This is a genomic window from Nonomuraea sp. NPDC004580, assembly GCF_040609855.1.
In the GTDB taxonomy this organism is placed as follows: Bacteria; Actinomycetota; Actinomycetes; order Streptosporangiales; family Streptosporangiaceae; genus Nonomuraea; species Nonomuraea salmonea.
Genome location: NZ_JBEXLH010000012.1, coordinates 28,728 through 50,537 on the forward strand (window position 1 = coordinate 28,728; position 21,810 = coordinate 50,537).

The window sequence follows — 21,810 nt, forward strand, 5'->3', positions numbered from 1 at the left end:
CGGCGTGAAACGTCTGTTGTTATCTACGGTGATCGCCTCGATCGGCATGACCGGCGTCGCTCATGCCGCCGATGACGTGCCCGGCGTGGACGTCAGTAATTGGACGGGCGAGATCGACTGGCCCGCCGTCGTGGCCGGTGGCGGGAAATTCGCGTTCGTGCAGGCCACCGAGGGCACGAACTATCGCAATCCGATTTTCGACTCCCAGTACGGCGGCGCCGCCTCGGCCGGTCTCATCCGCGGCGCATATCACTTCGCACAACCGCACGAATCCGATGGGACAGCGCAGGCCGACTACTTCCTGCAGAACGGCGGTGACTGGGTCGGCGACGGCCAGACACTTCCGGGTGTCCTCGATTTGGAGGACAACCCGTACCAGTCGAAGAACGGCAAGAACTCGTGTTACGGCCTGTCCACCAAGGACATGGTCACCTGGATCACGGACTGGACGAAGAAGTACCACGAGGCCACCGGGCGGCGGGCGATCATCTACACCACCACGAGCTGGTGGCGTACGTGTACGGGCGACTCCAAGAAGTTCGCCGCCAACCCGCTCTGGCTGGCCCGCTGGGGGAGCGAGCCGGGCGAGCTGCCGAAGAGCTGGAAGAAGCACACGTTCTGGCAGTCGGCGGAGAAGGGGCCGCTGGTCGGCGGCGGGAACGCGTTCAACGGCTCGGAGTCGCTCCTGAAGGAGCTGGCCAACCCGCCCGCCGAGGTGCGGGTGTCGGGCCGGGTCGGCGGCAGGACGTCGTACGCGGTCACGATCACCAACACCGGCCCGCACCCGGTCACGAACGTCAAGCTGTCCGGCCGCGCCTTCGGCGGGCAGCGCGTGGTGAAGGCGCCCGGCTGCACGTTCAGCGGCACGGCGGTGCGCTGCGTGGTCAAGGAGCTGCCGCGCCGGAAGAAGATCACCTTTGTGTTCACGACCAAGCCGGGGAAGTCGAAGGGCACGGTCGGGATGAACGTGACGGTCGGATCGGTGAAACTTACCCTTAAAGCCCGATAAAACGGTGTTTGGGGGCGGAATGAGGCGGCGGTCAGCCGCGGCGGCGGCGCTGCTCCTGCTGACCACCCTGGCAGTGGTCACGGCATTGGTCACGGCGTCGGTGCCACTGGGGCTGTCCCTGCCGCCGCTGACCGTGCGGCTCGCGTACGAGATCCAGCAGCGCGGCATCGCCTACTCCTGGGGCGGCGGCCACGCCCCCGACCCTGGCCCGTCCAAGGGCACCTGCCGGGGCTACCGCGGCTCGATCAAGCCCTGCCCGGCCGCGAAGACGCGCGGGCTCGACTGCTCCGGCTTCACCCGCTGGGTGTACGCGCTGGCGCACGGCCGCGACGTGCTGGGCCCCGGCAACACCGACGCGCACGTGCGCAGGATGCACCGGGTCAGCCGGCCCCGCCCGGGTGACCTGGTCTTCTTCGGGAAGATCGGCAAGAAGCGGATCAGGACCCACCACGTCGGCATCTACCTCGGCGGCGGCAGGATGATGAACGCCCCCGAGACCGGGGCCGTGGTGCGCGTCGACTCCATCGCCGAGAAGAAGGACCTCGCCGGCTTCTACCGCTACTGAATGCCCGGCTCCTACCGATTCGGTATGCCGGTAACGCGTGGTGCGCGACGAAAAATGAGAGACCCCAGGGCTACTCTGTGCCGTTGTGGAAAGGCCAACGGGAAGGCGCTGGGTCGGCGTCGACGGCTGGGAGGTCGTCGGAGCCGTGCGCGCGGGGCGGCAGGTGCTGCGGGTGCGCAGAAACGGGTGGGTGGTCGCCGACTGCACGTCCGTCGCGGAGGTGGCCTCGCTCGTCGATCTGGCCGATCTGTGCGAGGTCGTCGAGTTCCCGCGGCGGCCGGTCGGCCCCTTGGCGGACCCCTTGACGGACCCCGTGACGGACCCCGTGACGGAGTCTTCGGCGGGCTCTTCTGGAGAGGGCCGAACGAGTTCGCATCATCGGTGAGTGCCGTGTATGGTTACACCTGTCCGCAGCGCCGGACAGGCCCCTATAGCTCAGTCGGCAGAGCGTCTCCATGGTAAGGAGAAGGTCAACGGTTCGATTCCGTTTGGGGGCTCCACTTCGCACCGACATCACGCCCGCTCCGGGTTTCGGAGCCGGGCGTTTTTTCGTTGTCCGGACCCGCCCGCTGGGGGAGCGGCCGGGGGTGCGGGCGGATTCGCGCCGGGGCCGTCAAGGCGGGGTGGCGGGCGCGTGCGGGTTCGCGGCGGTCGGGTGGCGCTGCTAGGCTGATCACCCTCGCGTGGTGTGGCATGGGGGATGCCGCACAAACGATTTCGATTGACGGGGGTTCCTGAGGCATACTGGGAGCACCCCACCCGATCGGGTGAGTTACTCACGTGCTCACCGCTTCGGGTATCCTCTACGGGCCGGGTCGTTCCGGCTCAAAGGCGGAGTAGCTCAGTCAGGCAGAGCAAACGGCTCATAATCGTTGTGTCGCCGGTTCAAGTCCGGCCTCCGCTACTGCCCTCGCCCAGGTCCACCGACCTGGGCACGGGCGTGTCCATGTCCCGAACGTAGAAAGGCACTCCCAAGTGGCTGCCACCGACGTTAGGCCGAAGATCACGCTGGCCTGCCAGGAGTGCAAGCACCGCAACTACATCACGCGGAAGAACCGGCGCAACGACCCGGATCGGCTTGAGCTGAAGAAGTACTGCCCCAACTGCCGCTGCCACCGCGCGCACCGCGAGACCCGCTAGGTTCTCCGGGCAGGGCTTCTGCCTCCATATCTCGCATAACGCACAACCGGCGTCCCTTCGTAGGGCGCCGGTTCGTCGTGTCTGAGGCCCCGGTTCCGTGCCCTCGGCAAAAAGGCTTTCATAGCAGGGACAGCCGAACGTTGTTCTGTTAGCGTCTCGCTCATCGACGCCGGTACGGAGACATGCGAGGGAGCAGCCATGGCCTTGAACCGTGACTTCGTGGGCAGAACGTATCCACCCAGTGCCCCGTACGAGGTCAGCCGGGTGAAGATCAGAGAGTTCGCGGCCGCCATCGGCGACAACAACCCGCTCTACCGCGACCGCGAGGCCGCCAGGGCCGCCGGCCACCCCGACGTCATCGCGCCCCCCACGTTCCCCATCGTCTTCAGCCTGCAGAGCGGCGGCGAGGCGCTCGTGGACCCCGACCTGGGCCTCAACCTCGCCATGGTCGTCCACGGCGAGCAGCGCTTCGAGTACGTCCGCCCGATCCACGCCGGCGACGAGCTGGTCATCACCTCCGCCATCACCGACATCCGCACCGCCGGGCACAACGAGCTGCTGACCGTCAGGAGCGACGTGCGCACGGTCGAGGGCGAGCCGGTCTGCGTGACCTACAACACGATCGTCGAGCGCGGAGGGGCGAGCTGAGATGGGCGCTGCGGTGAAGTACGACGAGGTCGAGGTCGGGCAGGAGATCCCGGCCGTGGACTACCGGATGCGCCGCCTGGACCTGGTGATGTACGCCGGCGCCTCGGGCGACTTCAACCAGATCCACTGGAACGAGCGCTTCGCCAAGATGGTCGGGCTGCCCGACGTGATCGCGCACGGCATGTACACGATGGCGCAGGCCGGCCGGTTCGTCACCGACTGGGCGGGCGACCCGGGGGCGGTCGTGGACTTCGGGGTGCGGTTCTCGTCGATGGTGGTCGTGCCGGACGACGACAGGGGCGCGACGATCACGGTGAGCGGGGTCGTCGAGGACAAGCTGCCCGACAAGCGGGTGGTCATCGGGCTGACCGCCACGTCGGGTGACGCGAAGGTGCTCTCCAAGGCCCGCGCGGTCGTCCAGCTCGCCTGACTCGCTCCCCGGCCCGCGCGGTCGTCCGGCTCGCTTGAACACTCGGTGATAAGTGGGCGGGTCTCGGGTAGCGCGTGACCCTATGAGTGAAGCCGTACGACACATTTGGCCCACGGTTCGATCGATCCCCGTTTCCGCCGTGACCGACGCGAGACCCCCAGGACATCTCAAGGCCGCCCGCCCCGAGCAGGTCGCGGGCGGCACCGGCACCGGGCGTGACACGGCGGGCGGTGCGCGTACCGAGGCGACTACCGGGGTGGAAGGCAGGCGGGCGTCAGGTGTGGGCACGCGCGGCACCCACGCCCGCATGAACCCGGCCGCCGAGCTGGGCTTCTCCGGCGATCCCGGCCAGCACGGCGATCCCGGCGACGAGATGCTGCACGCCCAGCGCACCTGGGACGGCACGCTGGCCACCAACCGGCTCGACGACCTCGGCGTGAACGTCGAGCGGCAGCGCGTGGCGACGCAGGACGTGACGGAGTGCGTCGGCGTGCTGGTGGACGGCTGGCCCGAGGACGTCAGGCGCTGCCTGGAGTCGGTGATCGCGCACACCAGGGCGAAGGTGCTCGCCCTGGACCTGGGCAACGTGGACGGCGCCGGCGACGTGCTGGCCGAGCTGGCGCAGCGGCACCCCGAGCGGATCACCGCCTGGCACGTGGCCGAGACCCCGCACTGGCGCGGCGGCACCGCCACGTGGGGCGAGAGCCGCGCGAAGCTGCTGCACCTGGACGACTCCGAGGTGCACGTCCTCATGGAGACCGGCCTGGAGCTGCACGGCGACGCGCTGACCCCGCTCGTGGCCGCGGTCAACGAGGGCGCGGTCGCGGCCGGGTGGCAGGGCGCCGAGCCGGCCGACGACGGGCGTACGTGGCTGGAGGCGGGCCCCGGCAAGGTGCGGGCGCTCACGGGGGGCATCATCGCCGTACGCCGGGCGCAGGCCCTGACCGCGCTGCCCGAGGACGCCAACTACGGCCGTCACGCCGACCTGGAGCTCTCCCTGGCCCTGCCGGGCGACCTGGTGGTGCCCCAGGGACGGCCGCCGGTGCTGCCGTTGCAGCCGCACGACGTCCCGGCCGACTATCAGGAGCGCGAGTCACGCCGCAACCACGACGAGGTGCTGCGCAGGCTGCATGCCTCATAAGCTTGTCGGTCATGGAGATGCTCGCGCCGTACACCACGCTGCGCCTGGGAGGCCCCGCCCGAGACTTCGCCGAGGCCACATCGGCGGAGCAGCTCGTCTCGCTGGTCGCGGAGGCCGACAGGACCTCGACCCCCACGCTGGTGCTCGGCGGGGGCAGCAACCTCGTGGTGGCCGACGAGGGCTTCGACGGGCTGGTCATCAAGGTCGCCACCGAGGGCGTCACGTTCACCCGCGACGGTGAGCAGATCGTCCTGACCGCCGAGGCCGGCGAAGACTGGGACGCCCTGGTGGCCCGCGCGGTCAGCGAGGGCTGGTCGGGCATCGAGTGCATGTCCGGGGTGCCGGGGCAGGTCGGCTCGACGCCGATCCAGAACGTCGGCGCCTACGGGCAGGAGGTCGCCCAGACCGTCCGCTGCGTGCGGGCCTACGACCGGCTCACCCGGCAGGTCGTCGACATCGAGGCGCGGCAGTGCGGGTTCTCCTACCGCGACAGCGTCTTCAAGCGGGACCTCTCGCGGTACGTGGTGCTCGCGGTGACGTACGTGCTCGACGTGTCCGCGCTGTCGAGGCCGCTGGCGTACGAGGAGCTGGCCCGCAGGCTCGGCACCGAGGCGGGAGGCCGGGTGCCGCTCGCCGAGGCCCGAGAGGCCGTGCTGGCGCTGCGCAGGGGCAAGGGCATGGTGCTCGACCCCGATGATCCCGACACGCGCAGCGCGGGCTCGTTCTTCACCAACCCGATCCTGACCGCCGAGCAGGCGGCGGAGCTGGCGGTCCGCGCGCCGGGGCATCCGCAGTGGGAGGTGCCCGGCGGGCTGGTCAAGGTGCCGGCCGCGTGGCTGATCGAGCAGGCCGGCTTCGCCAAGGGCTACGAGCGCGGGCCCGTACGCATCTCGACCAAGCACACGCTCGCCCTCACCAACCCCACCGGCGCCGCCACCACGCGCGACCTGCTGGCTTTGGCCGGGGAGGTGCGCGACGGCGTGCGCGAGAAGTTCGGGGTCACGCTGGTCAACGAGCCGGTGATGGTGGGCTGCACCCTGGGGGAATAGCCACGGGCGGGCTGCTGTTAGGGTGTTCTGGAGTTACCGAAGGGGAGTAGTCCCAATCGTGTGATCGACACACTGGCGCCTCAGGGCGCCCGGTCATGCGGGCCTTCGCGGGCGGACGAGACCTTCGGCCTGGCAAGCCATGTTGACGAGGCGTTGCCGGGCCGAAGTCGTGCCCGAAATCCCCTGGGTGCCGCGCTTCCGGTCCGGTCGCGCGGAAGGGGACCCCCTCTTGGAAGCGTTCTGGATCAGTCTCGGCGCGATCTTCATCGCCGAGCTGGGCGACAAGAGCCAGTTGATGGCCATGACGTTCGCGACCCGGTTCAAGATCTGGCCCGTGCTGGCCGGCATCACGATCGCCACCACCGCCGTCCACCTGGCCAGCGTCGCCTTGGGCGGGCTGATCGGCACCGCGCTGCCCACCACGGCCATCTCGGTCGTGGCAGGGCTGGCCTTCCTCGGCTTCGCGGTGTGGACGCTGCGCGGTGACGAGCTGACCGAGGAAGAGAAGAGCAAGGCCCGCCGCACCACCAGGAACGCCGTGATCGCGGTGACCGTGGCGTTCTTCCTGAGCGAGCTGGGCGACAAGACGATGCTGGCCACGATCACGCTGGCGACCCGGCACGACTGGCTGGGCACGTGGATCGGCTCGACGATCGGCATGGTCGCCGCCGACGCCCTGGCCATCGTGGTGGGCCGGCTGCTCGGCAAGCACCTGCCGGACAAGGCCATCAAGTACGGCGCCGCCGCCGCGTTCGCCGTCTTCGGCGTGGTGATGCTGGCCGAGGCGATTTTCTGACTAGGACAGCAGCGACAGGCGGTGGGCCGCGGCGGCGGCCTCGCCGCGCGTCGTGACGCCGAGCTTGGCGAGGATGTTCGAGACGTGCACGCTCACCGTCTTCGCCGAGATGAACAGCTCGGCCGCGATGTCGCGGTTGGTCCGGCCCTGGGTGACCAGGCGCAGCACCTCCAGCTCGCGCGGCGTCAGCAGCTCCGACGGCTCCTGGGCGAGGTCGAGCCCGCCCACCCGGCGGCAGAGCGTCTCGATCTCCTCGATCAGCGGCGTCGCGCGCAGCGCCTCGGCCAGCGGCAGCGCCACCTTCAGCCGGGCCGCGGCGCCCTCCCTGTCGCCGGAGCGCGCACTCACCCCCGCCGCCCTGAACAGGGCCTTGGCCTGGTTGTGCGGGCGGCGCAGCCGCTCCCACGCGGCCGCGGCGGCGTCGAAGTCGCCCGTGTACGACAGCCGGTACGCCTCCACGACCGGCCCGTCCACCGACAGCCCCGCGGCCACCTCGGCGGCGTGCGCGCGGACGGCGGCGCTGCGCTCAGGCTCGGTCTCCTGGGCCGCGTCGCACACGTTGCGCAGCACCGCGAGCAGCCGCCACGACAGCATGGCCTTGCTCGACCGCTTGGGCTGGGCCAGCACCTGCTCGGCCGCGGCCAGCGCGGCGGCCGGCTCGCCCCGGGTGAGGTGCCAGCCGATGAGCAGCCTGGCGTTGCTGATGATGTCCTGGACGAACTCCTCCGCGCGTGACGTGAACAGCCCGATCTCCGACAGGATGCTCTTGACGAGCGGCATCTCGCCCCTGGCCAGCGCGATGTCGGCGCGGACGCGCAGCAGGGCGTAGCGGGTGCGCAGCACGGGGCCGTGGCTGAGCGCCGTCTCGACGGTCTCGACGGCCTCGTCCCAGCGGCCCAGCGCCTCCAGCGCCTCGGCCCTGTTGTTCAGGATGAACGTGCCGCTGCCGCGCAGCCGCCCGTACTTCTTGGCGACCCGCCAGCCCTCGTCGGCCCGGCGCAGCGCCTCGTCCGCGCGGCCCATGTCGATCAGCGTGTCCACCAGGTTGCCGATCGCGCGGCTGATGACGCGGCCGCTGCGCTGCTCGCGGCCGATCGCGATCGCCTGCTCGTTGATGACGGTCGTGCTCTCCAGCTGCCCGCGCAGCGAGTGGCCGAGCGCCTGGTTCATCAGCAGGTCGCCTTCGAGGCAGCGGTCGCCGTGCTCCCTGACCCAGCGCAGGCCGTCGCTGATGAGCCGGTCGGCCTCCGCCAGCTCGCCGCGCAGCATCAGGTGGCGGCTCAGCGGGGTGACGACCTCGGCCCAGTCGAGGGTGTTCTCGGGGACGAGCCGCAGGGCGTGCCTGAGGTCGTCGATGACGCCGGGCTGGTTCTTGGAGTTCTTGAACGCGGCCCTGCGCACGATGAGCTGCGACACCCTGGCGGGCTCGCGGGTCTCGTCCAGCTCGGCGAGCGCCGCCTTGACGAACTTGACCCCCTTGTCCACGTCGCCGCCGGCGTTGGCGGCCTCGGAGGCGCGTTCGAGCACGGCGGTGTGGTCCACGCCGGTCAGCTCGGCCGCGTCGGGGACCCGGTCCCAGAGCATGAGCACGCGTTCGAGCAGTTGCAGGGCCTCGGTGTAGGCGAACGTCTTGAACGACTCGTGGGCGGCGTCCCAGGCCGACAGCAGGGCCCAGCGGTCGTCGCGGGCGCCGTACCAGTGGTGGGCCAGCTCGACGGCGGCCCTTCCCGGCGGGACGAGCGTGCGGTCCTTGGAGATCTCCTCGGCGTAGCGCGCGTGCAGGCGCTGGTGCTCGCCGGGCAGCAGCTCGTCGTGGACGGCCTCGCGGATGAGCGAGTGGCGGAAGACGTACGCGCGGTTGTCGGCGATCTGCAGCACGTTGCCGGCGATCGCGGGGCGCAGCGCGGTCTCCAGCGTGACGTCCGTCAGGCCGCTGACGGCGGCGAGCAGCGCGTGGCCGACCCGGTTGCCGCCCGCGGCGGCGACCCGCAGCACCCGCTGGGTCTCCTCGGGCAGGCGCTCGACGGAGGCGAGGATGAGGTCCTGCATGGAGTCGGGGAACGTGCACTCGTCGCCGTTCTCCAGCATGGCCTCGACGAACAGCGGGATGCCCTCGCTGCGCTCGTAGACGTTCTCGATCTTGGCGTACTCGGGGGTCCTGCCGAGGATGGCGGTCATCTGCTGGGCGACCTCGTCCCTGGACAGGCGGGGCAGGTCGACGCGGAGCACGCCCTGCACGCGGCCCAGCTCGGCCAGCACGGGCCTGAGCGGGTGCTGGCGGTGCAGGTCGTCGGAGCGGTAGGTCATCACCAGCAGCACCTGCGGGGTGCGCAGGTTGCGGCTGAGGAAGGCGATGAGGTCGCGGCTGGAGCGGTCGGCCCAGTGGATGTCCTCGATGACGAGGACCGTGGGGCGGTGGTCCGCGAGGCGTTCGAGGAGGGTGAGGAACTGCTCGAAGAGCCGGGCGCGGCCGGTGTCGGTCTCGCCGTCGCCGTTCGGCTCGCCGAACTCGGGCAGCAGCCGGGCGAGGTCGCGCTCGGCGCCGTCGGGCAGCAGCCCGGTCACCGCGGCCGGGCCCTGCTCCCTGACGAGCTGGCGCAGGGCGGCGGTGAAGGGCGCGTACGCGAGGCCCTCGGTCGACAGCTCCACGCAGCCTCCGACGAGCACGTGGGCCCCGCCGGCCGTGCACTGCTCGGCGAAGCGCTGCACCAGCCGGGTCTTGCCGACTCCGGCCTCGCCGCCCAGCAGGACGGCGGTCAGTGTGCCTTTCCTGGCGTCGTCGAGGCTTTCAGATAGAGCCGTCAGCTCCTCTTCCCGCCCGACGAAGACGGGACTGACAGATCGTCCCCGCATGTCATCCAGCATGTCACGCCACATCCGCTGCTATCGACGCTTTTGTCCGGCTGTTGGACACGGTCTCAAGGGGGCTGGGAGGCCCGGCCACGTGGCAGTGGGTGGCCGGGCTCTCGTGCGGCGGTCATGCGTGCCGGCGGCGGCCGAAGAGCGAGCGGCGCTCGGACTTGTTGTGCCGCTCGGCGTCGCGGGCGAGGCGGTGCTCGGCGGCGGCCGCGCGCAGCTCGCGGGCCTGGCTCTTCATGTACTCGAACTCGATCTCGGGATGCATCGAGAATCTCCTGAAATGTCGTGCTTCTTGCTGACATCTTCAAGAGTCGGGCTAAGGCCCGGCCTCGCACATCAGGTGGATGCCTTATCTCTCCCGTCGCGCCGCCTCCGGCATACCTAGCCCGGCCGCCTCAGGGCTCCCCGCATCCCTAGGACCAGGCCCGGCGTACCCTAAGGTGATCCGGTTTGGAGGAGGCGGCCCTGGTCGGCGATGCTGTCTAGGTGTCAACTGTGACTACCTCGCTCGCCGACGTCGCCTCGTCCGACGCGGCGCTGCGAGCATTCCTGCACGGCCTGCCCGGCGTCGACCGGGTCGGCGCCGACCAGCGGGCGGCGATGCTCGGCACCCGATCGATCAAGACCACGGCCAAGGCGCAGGCCATCGACCTGGCCATCTCCATGGTCGACCTGACCACACTCGAAGGGGCCGACACGGCCGGCAAGGTGCGCGCGCTGTGCGCCAAGGCCGTGCGCCCCGGCGGCGACGCCCCCTCCGTCGCGGCCGTCTGCGTCTACCCCGACCTCGTCGCCGTCGCGGCCGAGGCGCTCAAGGGCAGCGGCGTCAAGGTCGCCTCCGTCGCCACCGCGTTCCCCAGCGGGCGCACCTCGCTGGAGGTCAAGGTGAGCGACACCAGGCTCGCCGTGGCCGCCGGCGCCGACGAGATCGACATGGTGATCGACCGCGGCGCGTTCCTGTCCGGCCAGTACATGAAGGTCTACGAGCAGATCGTCGCCGTGAAGGAGGCCTGCGGCGCCGCCCACCTCAAGGTGATCCTCGAGACCGGCGAGCTGTCCACCTACGACAACGTGCGGCGCGCGTCCTGGCTGGCGATGCTGGCGGGCGCCGACTTCATCAAGACCTCCACCGGCAAGGTGTCGCCGGCCGCCACGCCGCCGGTGACGCTCATCATGCTGGAGGCCGTACGCGACTTCCGCGAGGCCACCGGCCGCCAGGTGGGGGTGAAGCCCGCGGGCGGCATCCGTACGTCGAAGGACGCCGTCAAGAACCTCGTGCTGGTCAACGAGACCGCCGGCGACGACTGGCTGACCCCCGACTGGTTCAGACTGGGCGCCTCCTCGCTCCTCAACGACCTGCTCATGCAGCGCGAGAAGCTCGCCACCGGCCGCTACGCGGGCCCCGACTACTTCACCCAGGACTAGACGATGTTCGAATATGCACCGGCACCCGAGTCGCGCGACGTCGTCGATCTGAAGTCCTCCTACGGGCTGTTCATCAACGGCGAGTTCGTCGACGGCTCAGGGCCCTCGTTCAAGACCGTCAACCCCGCCACCGAGGAGACGCTGGCCGAGGTCGCCACCGCCTCGTCCGACGACGTCGACCGCGCCGTGCAGGCGGCGCGCAAGGCGTTCGGCGTGTGGAGCGCCCTGCCGGGCGCCGAGCGGGCCAAATACCTCTTCCGCATCGCGCGGATCATCCAGGAACGTGCCAGGGAGCTGGCCGTGCTGGAGACGCTCGACAATGGCAAGCCCATCCGCGAGTCGCGCGACGTGGACCTGCCGCTGGTCGCGGCCCACTTCTTCTACTACGCGGGCTGGGCCGACAAGCTGGAGTACGCCGGGTTCGGCACGCCCAAGCCGCTCGGCGTGGCCGGCCAGGTGATTCCCTGGAACTTCCCGCTGCTCATGCTGGCCTGGAAGATCGCTCCCGCGCTGGCCTGCGGCAACACGGTCGTGCTCAAGCCGGCCGAGACCACGCCGCTGACCGCGCTCGCCTTCGCCGACATCTGCCGCCAGGCCGACCTGCCACCCGGCGTGGTGAACATCGTCACCGGCGCAGGCGAGACCGGCGCCGCCGTGGTCGCGCACCCCGACGTCGACAAGGTCGCCTTCACCGGCTCCACCGAGGTCGGCCGGATCATCGCCCGCACGGTCGCGGGCACCGGCAAGAAGCTGACGCTGGAGCTGGGCGGCAAGGCCGCCAACATCGTGTTCGACGACGCCGCCATCGACCAGGCCGTCGAGGGCATCGTCAACGGCATCTTCTTCAACCAGGGCCACGTCTGCTGCGCCGGTTCGCGGCTGCTGGTGCAGGAGTCCGTGCAGGAGGAGCTGCTGGCGGCGCTCAAGCGCCGGCTCGGCACGCTGCGGCTCGGCGACCCGCTCGACAAGAACACCGACATCGGCGCCATCAACTCCGCCGACCAGCTCGCCAAGATCCGGCAGCTCAGCGACCTGGGCGAGACGGAGGGCGCCGAGCGCTGGTCGCCCGCCTGCGAGCTGCCCGAGCGCGGCTACTGGTTCCCGCCGACGCTGTTCACCGGGGTCGCGCAGTCCCACAGCATCGCCAGGGAGGAGATCTTCGGGCCCGTGCTGTCCGTGCTGACCTTCCGCACCCCGGCCGAGGCCGTCGAGAAGGCCAACAACACCCCGTACGGGCTGTCGGCCGGCGTCTGGACCGAGAAGGGCTCGCGCATCCTGTGGATGGCCGACCGGCTGCGCGCCGGCGTGGTGTGGGCCAACACCTTCAACAAGTTCGACCCCACCTCGCCGTTCGGCGGCTACAAGGAGTCGGGCTACGGCCGCGAGGGCGGACGCCACGGGCTGGAGGCCTACCTTGACGTGTGAGTACCGCAGGCCCCGCCGCAGGAAGCTGCGCGCCCAGGCCACCAGGGGGCACGCCTACGCCAGGGCCGGGCGGCCCGTACGCACCGGCTGGTACGCCCACCGCTGCGGCGTCAGCCGGTGCGGCCAGGTCTTCGTGCCGGTCCAGATGTCGCAGGAGTCCACGTGGAGGGGTCGGGGCGATGAGTAGGTTGTCCGTCAGAAAGACCTACAAGCTGTACATCGGCGGGGCCTTCCCGCGCTCCGAGAGTGGGAGGTCCTACCCGGTGACCTCGGCCAAGGGCGACTTCCTCGCCAACGCCTCGCGGGCCTCGCGCAAGGACGCCCGCGACGCCGTGGTGGCCGCCCGCAAGGCGTTCCCCGGCTGGTCGGGGGCGACGGCGTACAACAGGGGGCAGATCCTCTACCGCGTCGCCGAGATGCTGGAAGGGCGGCGCGCGCAGTTCGCCGACGAGCTGGGCGGCACCAAGCGGGCGGCGCTGGAGCAGGTCGACGCGACGATCGACCGGCTCGTCTGGTACGCGGGCTGGTCCGACAAGATCGCCTCCGTGCACGGCGGCGCCAACCCCGTCGCCGGGCCCTACTTCAACCTGTCCACACCCGAGCCGACCGGCGTCGTCGCCGTGGTGGCGCCCGACGACCCGCTGCTCGGCCTGGTGTCGGTGGTCGCGCCGGTGATCGTGACCGGCAACACCTGCGTCGTGGTGGCGTCCGAGCCGTCCCCGCTGGCGGCGATCACCCTGGCCGAGGTGCTCGCCACGTCCGACCTGCCCGGCGGCGTGGTGAACGTCCTCACCGGGCAGCGTGCCGAGCTCGCCCCCTGGCTGTCCGCCCACATGGACGTCAACGGGCTCGACCTGACCGGCGTCTCCGACGCCGAGCTGGCGCTGAGCTGCGAGCAGGCGGCCGCCGAGAACCTCAAGCGGGTCTCGCGGCCGGTCCAGGAGGACTGGACGGCCGACCCCGGGATCGGGCGCATGACCCGCTTCCTGGAGACCAAGACCGTCTGGCACCCCGTCGGCATCTGACGCTCACGCGGCGGGCCGCCCGTCCGGCCGTCGAGGGCCGCGCGGGCCGTCCGCTGTCTGTGCGCTTTCAGCGGGCGAAGCCCGGTGGGCTGAGTGGTGGGTGTGCGGCCTGGAGCTGGGCGGCCAGTCCCAGGAGGTGGGGCTCGCCGCCCGGCGGGGCGGCGATCTGCACGGCGATCGGCAGGCCGCTCGAATGAGTGGCCAGCGGCACGGCGACGGCGGGCCAGCCGCACATGTTCCACGGCCCGGTGGCGGGCGCGTAGGCGACATTGGAGAGGGCGTTGCGCAGGAAACCGCGCTCGCCCCACCGCTCAGCCCTGGGCGGGATGCCGGCCAGGGCAGGCGTGACGAGCGCGTCGGCCCGGCCGAACCACTGGTCGGCGCCGTAGCCGCTCCAGCGCTCCCGGCCGCGCACGCCGTCCAGCTTGAGCGCCGCGAGCACCCGGCCCGTCCTGGCCAGCCCCTTGGTACGCCGTTCGAGCCGCTGCCGGTCGAGCCCCTTCACCGCCTCGGCGGCCCTGACCAGCCAGGTCGCGATCGTGCTCGGCCCCAGCCAGGCGGGCAGCGACCGTTCGTGCTCCACCACCGTGTGCCCGGCCACCCGCAACGTCTCGGCGGCGCCGCGTACCGCCGCCTGGAACTCCGCGTCCACCCGCAGCCCCAGCGGCAGCGGCTGCGGCGCGTACGCCACCCGCAGATCGAACGGCTCAGGGCTGTCGGGCGGCGGCTGCGGCTCCCACACCTCGTCGTCGTCCGCCCAGACCGAGCGCAGCATTCGGGGCGGCGGCTCCACGCGACGCCCCGAACGCCACGCCTCGGCCAGCGCCGGATCGGCGGCCAGCACGGACAGCGCGAGCGCCAGGTCGGCGGCGGTCCGCGCGATCGGGCCGTTCTCGGTCAGGTGATCCCAGTCGTTCGCCGGCGGCGGCACCAGGCCGAGACCCGGCTTGATCGCCAGCACGCCGCAGCAGGCCGCGGGGATGCGTAACGAGCCCATGCCGTCGTTGCCGAGCGCGATCGGCACCATGCCGGCCGCCACCGCCGCCGCGCTCCCCGAGGAGGAGCCGCCGGCCGTGCGTGCGGGGTTCCAGGGGTTGCGGACGATGCCGTACGCGCTGTCGCCGAACGCCACCAGCCCCAGCTCCGGCAGGTTCGTCAGCCCGACGACCAGCGCGCCCGCCGCCCGCAGCCGCGCCACCGTCTCGTGATCGTGCGGCGCGGGAGCCTCGGACGTCGCCGCCGAGCCGCCCCTGGTCGCCTCGCCCGCCACCTCCAGGTTGTCCTTGACCGCCACCGGCACCCCAGCCAGCGGCAGCCCGGCCAGGTCGCGCCGCTTCTGCAGGGCCCGCGCCTCGTCCACGGCCTGCTCCCTGACCAGCCGGAACGCCCCGATGCCAGGATCGCGCCGCGCGATGACGTGGAGATGCTCCTCCACCACGGTCGTGGCCTTGACGTCACCGCTCCTGACGGCCGCCGCGATCTCGATGGCGGACCTTCCTGCCCACACCATGGTTAGAGTGTGCAGCTTTTCACTGATCGTTGCGAGGCTCGGTAGGGTCCTTGCACGTGAACGGACCTTCGCTTGCCCTCCGCCAGCGCTCCCTGGGCGACCCCTCGGCCGAGTTCCCGCTGTTCCCGCCGCTGACGCGCGGCTGCCCCAAGACCAGCACCGCCGAGCTGGCCTATCCGCTGGAGGTCGTCTACGACTACGCGAAGGTCGACAGAGGGCTCTTCACACAGCCGCCCGGCCCCGACATCGCGCGCTGGTCGCCGCTGCTGCCGCCGCTCGACGCGCCCACGCTGGGCGAGGGCGGCACGCCGCTGATCCCGTTCGGTGACGTGCACATCAAGGACGAGTCACGCAATCCGACCTGGTCGCACAAAGACCGGCTCAACCGGGTCGCCGTCAGCGCCGCCGTGGCGTCCGGGGCGCCGGGCGTGGTCGTCGCCTCCTCCGGCAACCACGGCGCCTCCGCCGCCGCCTACGCGGCCAGGGCCGGGCTGCCCGCGATCGTGCTGGCCTCCGCCGACTCGCCGCCCGCCGTGCAGGCGTTCGTGCGGTCGTACGGGGCCAAGGTCGTCTCCGTGCCCGTCGAGGCGCGCTGGCCGCTGCTCCGTCAGGTCGTGGACGAGCTGGGCTACCACCCCGTCAGCAACCAGACCGTGACGCACACCGGGCATCCGTTCGGGCCCGAGGGCTACAAGACACTCGCGTACGAGCTGTTTCTGCAGCTCGGCACCGTCCCTGCCGCCGTCTTCACGCCCACCGGCTACGCCGAGCTGCTGTACGGCGTGTGGAAGGGGTTCGCCGAGCTGCGGCTGCTGGGGGTCGCCGACCGGACGCCGCGGATGTTCTCCTGTGAGACGGCCGCCGGCGGGCCGCACGCCAAGGCCCTGGCCACCGGCGCCGACGCGGCCGTCGTCGGGCTGGGGCCGACGGACGCGTACGGGGTGGCCTGTTCGGTCGGCGGGCACCGGGGCGTGGCGGCCGTCCGCGACAGCGGTGGCGACCCCGTCCTGGTCACCGACGAGGATCTCCGCCTCGCCCAGCGGGATCTGGCCCGGGCCGGCCTGTGGCAGGAGCTCTCCGGCGCAGCCGGTCTCGCCGGCTACCGCCGCCTGCGCCGCGACTTCGACGGCCCTGTGGTGTGCATCGCGACGTCCAGCGGTTTCAAGGACACCGGCGTGGCCACCGAACGCTACCCCGCACTCGAAGAGCCGGCCTTGGAGGACCTCATCCCCTGAGCTTCACGGTTTGTGCCAGACCCGGAGGTGGCCGGTGGTGGTGAAGCCGTGGGTGAGGGCGTCTGAGGGGTCGATCTCGTAGCCGACCAACGGGCGGCCGGGGAACAGGTGGGCGGCCATGGCGGCGACGCCCTCCCAGGCCGAGATCGGGCCGAACACGTTCGAGACGCCCACCACCGGGCCGGTCGAGGTGAGGACCGCCCCCTGGGTGATGGTGTCGCCGGTGCGGGCGTACACGATCGTGGCCCCCTGCTCGTCGAGGAGGGCCGGGGTGAACAGGCCGGTGAGGTCGCAGGCGCTCGCCCAGGCGGCGAGTGTGGCGGCGTCCTCCACCACCTGCCAGGTCGTCTCCACCGGGCCGGGAGCCGGGCGGTGGATCCAGTGCGCCTCGAACAGGACCTCGAAGCCCGGCAGGTCGAGCGTGGCGAAGCTGTCCTTGACCGAGGCGCCGGAGCCGGCGTCGATGTGGGGCAGCACGTCGGTGGCCGTGGCGAGCGGGGAGAGCGTGACGGCGTCGGGGTAGAAGGGCGGGGTGCGGACGGGGTTCGTCCACGCCATGCCGGCGAACGTGCCGGGCCTGCCGTGCGCGCGGCACATCAGGTCACACCAGGCGGCGTTGTCGCGGGCCGCCGCGATCACTTCGTTCGGCGCGTCGGCTGAGCGGTGAGGGGGTCTTCCGGCCATGGGTGCTTAGGATAGCGACCGCGCATTTCAGCCCGTACGTGCCGGTAGCCCTCACGCCAGAACGACGCCAGGTCCGCCGTCACCGCCAGCGGGCGGCCCGCCGGGGAGAGCAGGTGCACGAGGACCGGTACCCCGGCGATCCGCGGGGTCTCCTGCCGGCCGAACAGCTCCTGCAGCTTCACCGCCAGCACCGGCTGCTCGCCCGAGTAGTCGATGCGGATCTTGGAGCCGGTGGGGACCTCGATGCGTTCAGGGGCGGCCTGGTCCAGGCGTTCGCTCCACGGGATGAGGCGTTTGAGCGCGCTCGCCAGGTCGATGCGTTCCAGGTCGGCGCGGCGGCGGGCGCGGGACAGCTCGGGCTCCAGCCACTGGTCGGCCAGGTCGATGAGGTCCTTCATGTCGCCGGTCGGTGGCCAGGGGTCGCCCAGGGCCCGATGGCAGAAGGTCAGGCGGTCTCTGAGGTCTTTGGCGGCCTTCGTCCAGGTGAGGACGTCTTCGGTGCGCAGGCCGTACAGGATGGCCTCCCGTACGTCGGCGTCCTTGAGCGGGGTGGCGTTCAGCTCGATCGCGCCCATCCGCTCCACGCGGCGGGCCGACACGTCGCCGCGGCGCTCGCCCGGCGGAACCTTCCAGGCGACCTCGTCCTCGACCGTCGTGCCCACGGCCATGCGGGCGGTGGCCTCGTCGATCGCCACGGCCTGCCTGATGCGGGCCGACGCCGCCCCTGCCGGACGGTCGGCGACCGCGATCGCCAGCCACTCGGCGCTCCCCAGCCGCGAACCCTCCTGGAGCTGGGCCTGCGTCCCCGACACCATGAGGTACCCCCCACCCCGCCGCCGCGCCACCCGCTCAGGAAACGCCAGCGCCACCACCGTCCCCGCCACCTCATCCTCGGACCTCCCCCTGGTAGGGGAGGAAGCGCCGGTGGTGGTGTGGCGGAGGCGGCGGGTCTCTTGCTTCCAGCGGGTGGCGAAGGGGGTGCCGGCGCGGCGGGTTGTGCGCCAGACGTGCACCAGGTCGTCCGACGCGTCGCGGGGGAGTTGTTCCGAGAGCAGGGCGACGACCTCGGCGGCTTCCTGGCCGAGGTCGAGGAGGGCGCGGGCCAGGCGTGGGTGGACGCCGGCCAGGGCCATTCGCCGCCCTCGCCCGGTCACTCGCGGGCCCGCTTCGCCGGGTTCGAGGGCGCCGAGCATGGTGAGGGTTTCGGCGGCGGCGGTGAGGGCCGCGGGCGGGGGTGGGTCCAGGAGGGCGAGGGCCTTGGCGTCGGGGGTGCCCCAGCAGGCGGCCTGGAGGGCGAAGGCCGTCAGGTCGGCCAGGGCGATCTCCGGGCGGGGGTGGTCGGCCAGGCGGGCGTGGTCGGTCTCCGTCCAGCAGCGGTAGACCGTGCCGGGGGCCTCGCGGCCCGCTCGGCCCGCTCGTTGGGTGGCCGCGGCCTTCGAGGCTCTGACCGTGGTGAGGGAGCCCAGGCCGCGGGAATGGTCGGTACGCGGCTCGCGCGCCAGCCCGGAGTCCACCACCACGCGCACGCCGGGGACGGTCAGGCTCGACTCGGCCACCGACGTGGCCAGCACCACCCGGCGGCCCGCTCCGGGGGACAGGACGGCGTCCTGGACGTGGGCCGGGGCCTGGCCGTGTACCTGGAGGACCTGGTCCACGTCGCCCGCCAACTGCCCGGCCACCCTGGCGATCTCGGCGACGCCGGGCAGGAAGCACAGCACGTCGCCGTCCCGTTCCGCGAGGGCTCTGCGGACGACCGAGGCCACGTGGGTGAGCAGCGCGGGGTCGACGCGCAGGCCATGGGGCGGGGCGACGGGGCGCGGTGGCGGCGCCCAGATCGTCTCCACGGGGTGGGTGGCGCCGGTGGCGGCCACCACCGGGCCGCCGATCAGCCGCGCCCACGGTTCGGCGTCGGCGGTCGCGGACGTGGCCAGCAGGCGCAGGTCGGGCCGGAGCGTGTCGCGTACGTCGAGGAGGAACGCGAGCGCGGTGTCGGCGTCGAGGTGGCGTTCGTGGCACTCGTCGAGGATGACCGCGTCGACGCCGGTCAGCTCCTGGTCCCGCTGGAGGCGCTGGAGCAGGACGCCGGTGGTGACGACCTCGACCATGGGGTTGGCGCCTTTGTGGCGTTCGCCCCTGATCGTGTAGCTCACGCCCATGCGGCGGGCCGCCGCGCGTACGGCCAGGCGGCGCGGCTCGGCCACCAGCACGCGCAGGCCCGCCTCGGCCAGCGCCGGCGGCACCACGGTCGTCTTGCCGGTGCCGGGCGGCGCGGTCAGCACCGCACTGCCGTGGCGTTCGAGCACGGCGAGCAGCTCGGGCAGCACGCCCCTGATGGGCAGGTCGGTCTCAGTCACGGGCGGCGACTCCGCTCGTCAGCGGGACCCGGCGGAGGCGCGCGCCTCCGCTGTGGCGCTCACCGTGCCTTCGGACGTGGTGGGGGTGCGGTGGAGGCTGGTGGCGGTGAGGATGGCCGGCAGGAGGCCGGGGAAGCGGGATTCCAGGTCTTCGTGGCGCAGGCTCATGTATTTCAGGCGGCCGTCCTGCTCCGTCCGCACCACGCCGGCCTCGCGGAGGGTGCGGTAGTGGTGTGAGGCGGTCGACTTGTGGATGCCGAGGGCGTCGCCCGCGACCGTGCAGTTCATCTGCCCGGCGGCGGCCAGGCGGGCGACGATCTCCAGGCGCACCGGGTCGCTGAGCGCCCGCAGGACCTCGGTGAGCTGGATGTTCTCCGTGGCGGGTTGCGGGAGCAGGCGCATGGGGAAACCCTACCTCCGTCCCATGGTTTGACAACGATCCAACTATACGTCAGTTTGATGGGCATCCAACTTTCTCGGGGGAGGCCCACATGCGCTCGCGGCTCTATCCGTTGGCCGCCGGAAATTTCGCGATCGGTACCGGTACGTTTGTCACCGCCGGTCTGCTGGCACCCATCTCCGCCGACCTGGGAGTGTCCCGGCCGGCCGCGGGCCAGCTGATGACGGTGTTCGCCCTCGCGTACGCCGTGCTCTCCCCCGTGCTCGCCGCCCTCACCGCCCGCATGTCCCGCAGGACCCTGCTGCTGCTCGCCATGGGCGTGTTCGTGGCGGGCAACGTGCTGACCGCGCTGGCCCCGACGTACGCGCTGGTGCTCATCACCCGCGTGGTGGCGGCGGCGGGTGCGGCGATGTTCACGCCGACGTCCTCGGCCGTGGCCAGCGCGCTGAGCGCCCCCGAGCGGCGCGGGCGCGCGCTGGCACTCGTGATGGGCGGGCTGAGCGTGTCGTCGGCCCTCGGGGTGCCGCTCGGCACGTGGCTGGGCGAGGCGGTGAGCTGGCGGGCCACGCTGTGGCTGGTCGCCGGGCTCGGCGTGCTGGGCCTCGCCGGGGTGGCGGCGCTGGTGCCGGAGCTGCGGCTGCCGGCGTCGGGACGGCTGCGCGAGCGGTTCGAGCCGCTGCGCGACCGGCGGGTGCCCGCGGTGATGGTGACGCAGCTGCTGTTCTTCGCGGCCGGGTTCACCGCGTACACCTACATCGGCTCGCTGTTCGACCTGCCGCTGGCCGCGCTGCTGTGGGCGTGGGGGCTGGGCGGCATCGTGGGCAACCTGCTCGGCGGGCGGCTCACCGACGCGTACGGCCCCCGCCGCATGATCATCGGCGGCCTGGCCGCGGCGGTGGTGTTCATGGCCCTGATCCCCGTGGCGAACCTGGCGCTGCCCGTCGCCCTCGTGTGGGGCTTCCTCTGGGGCGCGACCGGCTGGATGATCGCCCCCGCACAGCAGTTCAGGACGGTCACGGCGGTGCCCGGCAACGTCTCGATCGGGCTGGGGCTGCTGTCGTCGGCGCAGTACCTCGGGCTGGTGGTGGCGGGGCTGGCCGGCGGGGCGGCGCTGGAGACGTACGGAAGGACGGGCGTGGTCGTGCTGTCCGCCGGGCTCGGCCTGATGGTGCTGATCTTCACGCTCGTGACGTACCGGCCGGTGAGGGTCCTGACGGCCGAGCCCGCGCCCGCCGCTCCCTGACGGCGGACGCCCGGTGCTCAGCCCTGAGCGGGGATCCAGCCCAGTGTGACGGCCAGGATGACGAAGAACCCGAGCGCGATGCGGTAGATGACGAAGCCGGTGAAGCGGTGGGTGCTGATGTAACGCAGGAACCAGGCCACCGCCGCGTAGCCGACGAGGAACGAGATGACCGTGGCCAGGATGGTGGGGCCCCAGTCGGGGGCCGGGCCCTCGCCGATCTCGGCCAGCTCCAGCACCCCCGAGGCCAGCACGGCCGGGATGGCCAGCAGGAACGAGTATTTCGCGGCGTCCTCGCGGCGGTAGTCGAGCAGCAGGCCGGCCGTCACGGTGCCGCCCGAGCGGGACACGCCGGGGACCAGGGCGAGCGACTGGGCGAAGCCGTAGATGATCGCGTGGGTGAAGCTGAGGTGCTTCTCCAGCGTGAGCTTGTTGCGCGCCGTGTGGTCGGCGAACCACAGGATGACCGCGAAGACGATGAGCGTGGTGCCGACCAGGCGCAGGTCGCGGAACGAGGTCTCGATCTGGTCCTTCAGCGCCAGGCCGAGTATGGCGATGGGCAGGGTGCCGACGATGACGTACCAGCCCATGCGGGCCGCCCAGTGGCCGCGCAGCTCTTTGACGAACAGCGAGCGGGTCCAGGTGGAGATGATCTCCCAGATCTCCTGCCGGAAGTAGATGAGCACCGCGGCCTCGGTGCCGAGCTGGATGACCGCCGTGAACGCCGCCCCCGGGTCCGGCCATTGGGCGAAAGCGGACACCACCCGGATGTGGGCGCTGGAGGAGATCGGCAGGAACTCCGTGAGCCCCTGGACCAACCCCAGAACCACCGCTTCTAGCCAGCCGATCACGACGACACCTTCCGTGGACGCAGC

General features: G+C 71.7%; 22 protein-coding genes and 2 tRNA genes. 17 read left to right on the forward strand and 7 right to left on the reverse strand.

What is annotated here, in order from left to right:
• Positions 1–4: 4 nt before the first annotated feature.
• The 11 genes from ABZW11_RS15205 (at position 5) to ABZW11_RS15255 (ending at position 6,778) form a co-directional block, all read left to right on the forward strand.
• Entirely contained in the window at positions 5–1,009 is a 1,005-nt protein-coding gene (locus tag ABZW11_RS15205) for a lysozyme (protein WP_355416784.1), read from the forward strand.
• Positions 1,010–1,028: 19 nt separating this feature from the next.
• Positions 1,029–1,574, forward strand: a complete 546-nt coding sequence (locus ABZW11_RS15210) for an NlpC/P60 family protein (RefSeq protein ID WP_355416787.1) — start codon at positions 1,029–1,031, stop codon at positions 1,572–1,574.
• Between the two features lie 85 nt (positions 1,575–1,659).
• Complete coding sequence (locus ABZW11_RS15215) at positions 1,660–1,959, forward strand: hypothetical protein (RefSeq protein WP_355416790.1); 300 nt, start codon at positions 1,660–1,662, stop codon at positions 1,957–1,959.
• A 39-nt stretch (positions 1,960–1,998) separates the two neighbouring features.
• Positions 1,999–2,074, forward strand: a tRNA-Thr gene (locus ABZW11_RS15220).
• A gap of 330 nt (positions 2,075–2,404) precedes the next feature.
• Positions 2,405–2,478, forward strand: a tRNA-Met gene (locus ABZW11_RS15225).
• Between the two features lie 71 nt (positions 2,479–2,549).
• Positions 2,550–2,714: a 50S ribosomal protein L33 gene (rpmG, locus tag ABZW11_RS15230; RefSeq protein ID WP_019632658.1), complete on the forward strand. Its 165-nt coding sequence runs from the start codon at positions 2,550–2,552 to the stop codon at positions 2,712–2,714.
• A 198-nt stretch (positions 2,715–2,912) separates the two neighbouring features.
• Positions 2,913–3,362, forward strand: coding sequence for a MaoC family dehydratase N-terminal domain-containing protein (locus tag ABZW11_RS15235; protein WP_355416793.1), 450 nt, complete (start codon positions 2,913–2,915; stop codon positions 3,360–3,362).
• 1 nt (position 3,363) lies between these two features.
• Positions 3,364–3,792: a MaoC family dehydratase gene (locus tag ABZW11_RS15240; protein ID WP_355416796.1), complete on the forward strand. Its 429-nt coding sequence runs from the start codon at positions 3,364–3,366 to the stop codon at positions 3,790–3,792.
• A 139-nt stretch (positions 3,793–3,931) separates the two neighbouring features.
• Positions 3,932–4,933: a hypothetical protein gene (locus tag ABZW11_RS15245; protein ID WP_355416799.1), complete on the forward strand. Its 1,002-nt coding sequence runs from the start codon at positions 3,932–3,934 to the stop codon at positions 4,931–4,933.
• 11 nt (positions 4,934–4,944) lie between these two features.
• Positions 4,945–5,982 (forward strand): UDP-N-acetylmuramate dehydrogenase, encoded by a 1,038-nt coding sequence (locus tag ABZW11_RS15250; protein ID WP_355416802.1) that lies wholly within the window; start codon positions 4,945–4,947, stop codon positions 5,980–5,982.
• 229 nt (positions 5,983–6,211) lie between these two features.
• Positions 6,212–6,778 (forward strand): TMEM165/GDT1 family protein, encoded by a 567-nt coding sequence (locus ABZW11_RS15255; protein WP_355416805.1) that lies wholly within the window; start codon positions 6,212–6,214, stop codon positions 6,776–6,778.
• Here ABZW11_RS15255 and ABZW11_RS15260 read toward each other — a convergent pair whose 3' ends face one another.
• Positions 6,779–9,631, reverse strand: coding sequence for an AAA family ATPase (locus ABZW11_RS15260; protein WP_355416808.1), 2,853 nt, complete (start codon positions 9,629–9,631; stop codon positions 6,779–6,781).
• Between the two features lie 124 nt (positions 9,632–9,755).
• A complete protein-coding gene (locus ABZW11_RS15265; protein ID WP_345394884.1) occupies positions 9,756–9,902 on the reverse strand; it encodes a hypothetical protein in 147 nt (48 codons plus the stop codon).
• Positions 9,903–10,132: 230 nt separating this feature from the next.
• Between ABZW11_RS15265 and deoC the strand changes: the two genes are divergently transcribed.
• The 4 genes from deoC to ABZW11_RS15285 are packed head-to-tail and all read left to right on the forward strand — an operon-like array spanning position 10,133 to position 13,512.
• On the forward strand, positions 10,133–11,062 hold the full coding sequence (gene deoC, locus ABZW11_RS15270) for a deoxyribose-phosphate aldolase (RefSeq protein ID WP_355417221.1): 930 nt from the start codon (positions 10,133–10,135) through the stop codon (positions 11,060–11,062).
• 3 nt (positions 11,063–11,065) lie between these two features.
• Entirely contained in the window at positions 11,066–12,487 is a 1,422-nt protein-coding gene (locus ABZW11_RS15275) for an aldehyde dehydrogenase family protein (protein WP_355416811.1), read from the forward strand.
• On the forward strand, positions 12,477–12,674 hold the full coding sequence (locus ABZW11_RS15280) for a hypothetical protein (protein ID WP_355416814.1): 198 nt from the start codon (positions 12,477–12,479) through the stop codon (positions 12,672–12,674). Before ABZW11_RS15275 ends, ABZW11_RS15280 begins: the two co-directional genes overlap by 11 nt.
• On the forward strand, positions 12,667–13,512 hold the full coding sequence (locus ABZW11_RS15285; RefSeq protein WP_355416817.1) for an aldehyde dehydrogenase family protein: 846 nt from the start codon (positions 12,667–12,669) through the stop codon (positions 13,510–13,512). Before ABZW11_RS15280 ends, ABZW11_RS15285 begins: the two co-directional genes overlap by 8 nt.
• 67 nt (positions 13,513–13,579) lie before the next feature.
• Here the strand turns inward: ABZW11_RS15285 and ABZW11_RS15290 are convergent, their stop codons facing one another.
• The gene (locus ABZW11_RS15290) at positions 13,580–15,022 is read right to left on the reverse strand and encodes an amidase family protein (protein WP_355416820.1); all 1,443 of its coding nucleotides are present in this window, start codon (positions 15,020–15,022) and stop codon (positions 13,580–13,582) included.
• A 56-nt stretch (positions 15,023–15,078) separates the two neighbouring features.
• Here ABZW11_RS15290 and ABZW11_RS15295 point away from each other — a divergent pair, with 56 nt between their 5' ends.
• Positions 15,079–16,257: a pyridoxal-phosphate dependent enzyme gene (locus tag ABZW11_RS15295; protein ID WP_355416822.1), complete on the forward strand. Its 1,179-nt coding sequence runs from the start codon at positions 15,079–15,081 to the stop codon at positions 16,255–16,257.
• A 3-nt stretch (positions 16,258–16,260) separates the two neighbouring features.
• Here ABZW11_RS15295 and ABZW11_RS15300 read toward each other — a convergent pair whose 3' ends face one another.
• Genes ABZW11_RS15300 through ABZW11_RS15310 form a run of 3 tightly spaced genes read right to left on the reverse strand, consistent with a single transcriptional unit; the run spans position 16,261 to position 19,697 of the window.
• Positions 16,261–16,941 carry a hypothetical protein gene (locus tag ABZW11_RS15300; RefSeq protein WP_355416825.1) on the reverse strand — a complete coding sequence of 227 codons (681 nt, stop codon included), beginning with the start codon at positions 16,939–16,941 and terminating at the stop codon, positions 16,261–16,263.
• Positions 16,893–19,295, reverse strand: coding sequence for an ATP-dependent helicase HrpB (gene hrpB / locus ABZW11_RS15305; RefSeq protein WP_355416828.1), 2,403 nt, complete (start codon positions 19,293–19,295; stop codon positions 16,893–16,895). Before hrpB ends, ABZW11_RS15300 begins: the two co-directional genes overlap by 49 nt.
• A gap of 18 nt (positions 19,296–19,313) precedes the next feature.
• Positions 19,314–19,697, reverse strand: a complete 384-nt coding sequence (locus ABZW11_RS15310; protein WP_355416831.1) for a metalloregulator ArsR/SmtB family transcription factor — start codon at positions 19,695–19,697, stop codon at positions 19,314–19,316.
• Between the two features lie 89 nt (positions 19,698–19,786).
• Between ABZW11_RS15310 and ABZW11_RS15315 the strand changes: the two genes are divergently transcribed.
• Positions 19,787–20,938 carry an MFS transporter gene (locus tag ABZW11_RS15315; protein ID WP_355416834.1) on the forward strand — a complete coding sequence of 384 codons (1,152 nt, stop codon included), beginning with the start codon at positions 19,787–19,789 and terminating at the stop codon, positions 20,936–20,938.
• A gap of 17 nt (positions 20,939–20,955) precedes the next feature.
• Here ABZW11_RS15315 and ABZW11_RS15320 read toward each other — a convergent pair whose 3' ends face one another.
• Positions 20,956–21,786, reverse strand: coding sequence for an undecaprenyl-diphosphate phosphatase (locus ABZW11_RS15320; RefSeq protein WP_355416837.1), 831 nt, complete (start codon positions 21,784–21,786; stop codon positions 20,956–20,958).
• Between the last annotated feature and the right edge of the window lie 24 nt (positions 21,787–21,810).

What these genes read in the sequence shown, in the direction of transcription:
- ABZW11_RS15285 (WP_355416817.1), top strand. Translation starts at nt 12,667, where the DNA reads ATGAGTAGGTTGTCCGTCAGAAAGACCTACAAGCTGTACATCGGCGGG.
- ABZW11_RS15275 (WP_355416811.1), top strand. Translation starts at nt 11,066, where the DNA reads ATGTTCGAATATGCACCGGCACCCGAGTCGCGCGACGTCGTCGATCTG.
- ABZW11_RS15315 (WP_355416834.1), top strand. Translation starts at nt 19,787, where the DNA reads ATGCGCTCGCGGCTCTATCCGTTGGCCGCCGGAAATTTCGCGATCGGT.
- ABZW11_RS15265 (WP_345394884.1), bottom strand. Translation starts at nt 9,902, where the DNA reads ATGCATCCCGAGATCGAGTTCGAGTACATGAAGAGCCAGGCCCGCGAG.
- ABZW11_RS15290 (WP_355416820.1), bottom strand. Translation starts at nt 15,022, where the DNA reads ATGGTGTGGGCAGGAAGGTCCGCCATCGAGATCGCGGCGGCCGTCAGG.
- ABZW11_RS15300 (WP_355416825.1), bottom strand. Translation starts at nt 16,941, where the DNA reads ATGGCCGGAAGACCCCCTCACCGCTCAGCCGACGCGCCGAACGAAGTG.
- ABZW11_RS15235 (WP_355416793.1), top strand. Translation starts at nt 2,913, where the DNA reads ATGGCCTTGAACCGTGACTTCGTGGGCAGAACGTATCCACCCAGTGCC.
- ABZW11_RS15310 (WP_355416831.1), bottom strand. Translation starts at nt 19,697, where the DNA reads ATGCGCCTGCTCCCGCAACCCGCCACGGAGAACATCCAGCTCACCGAG.
- ABZW11_RS15260 (WP_355416808.1), bottom strand. Translation starts at nt 9,631, where the DNA reads ATGCGGGGACGATCTGTCAGTCCCGTCTTCGTCGGGCGGGAAGAGGAG.
- ABZW11_RS15250 (WP_355416802.1), top strand. Translation starts at nt 4,945, where the DNA reads ATGGAGATGCTCGCGCCGTACACCACGCTGCGCCTGGGAGGCCCCGCC.
- ABZW11_RS15210 (WP_355416787.1), top strand. Translation starts at nt 1,029, where the DNA reads ATGAGGCGGCGGTCAGCCGCGGCGGCGGCGCTGCTCCTGCTGACCACC.
- ABZW11_RS15240 (WP_355416796.1), top strand. Translation starts at nt 3,364, where the DNA reads ATGGGCGCTGCGGTGAAGTACGACGAGGTCGAGGTCGGGCAGGAGATC.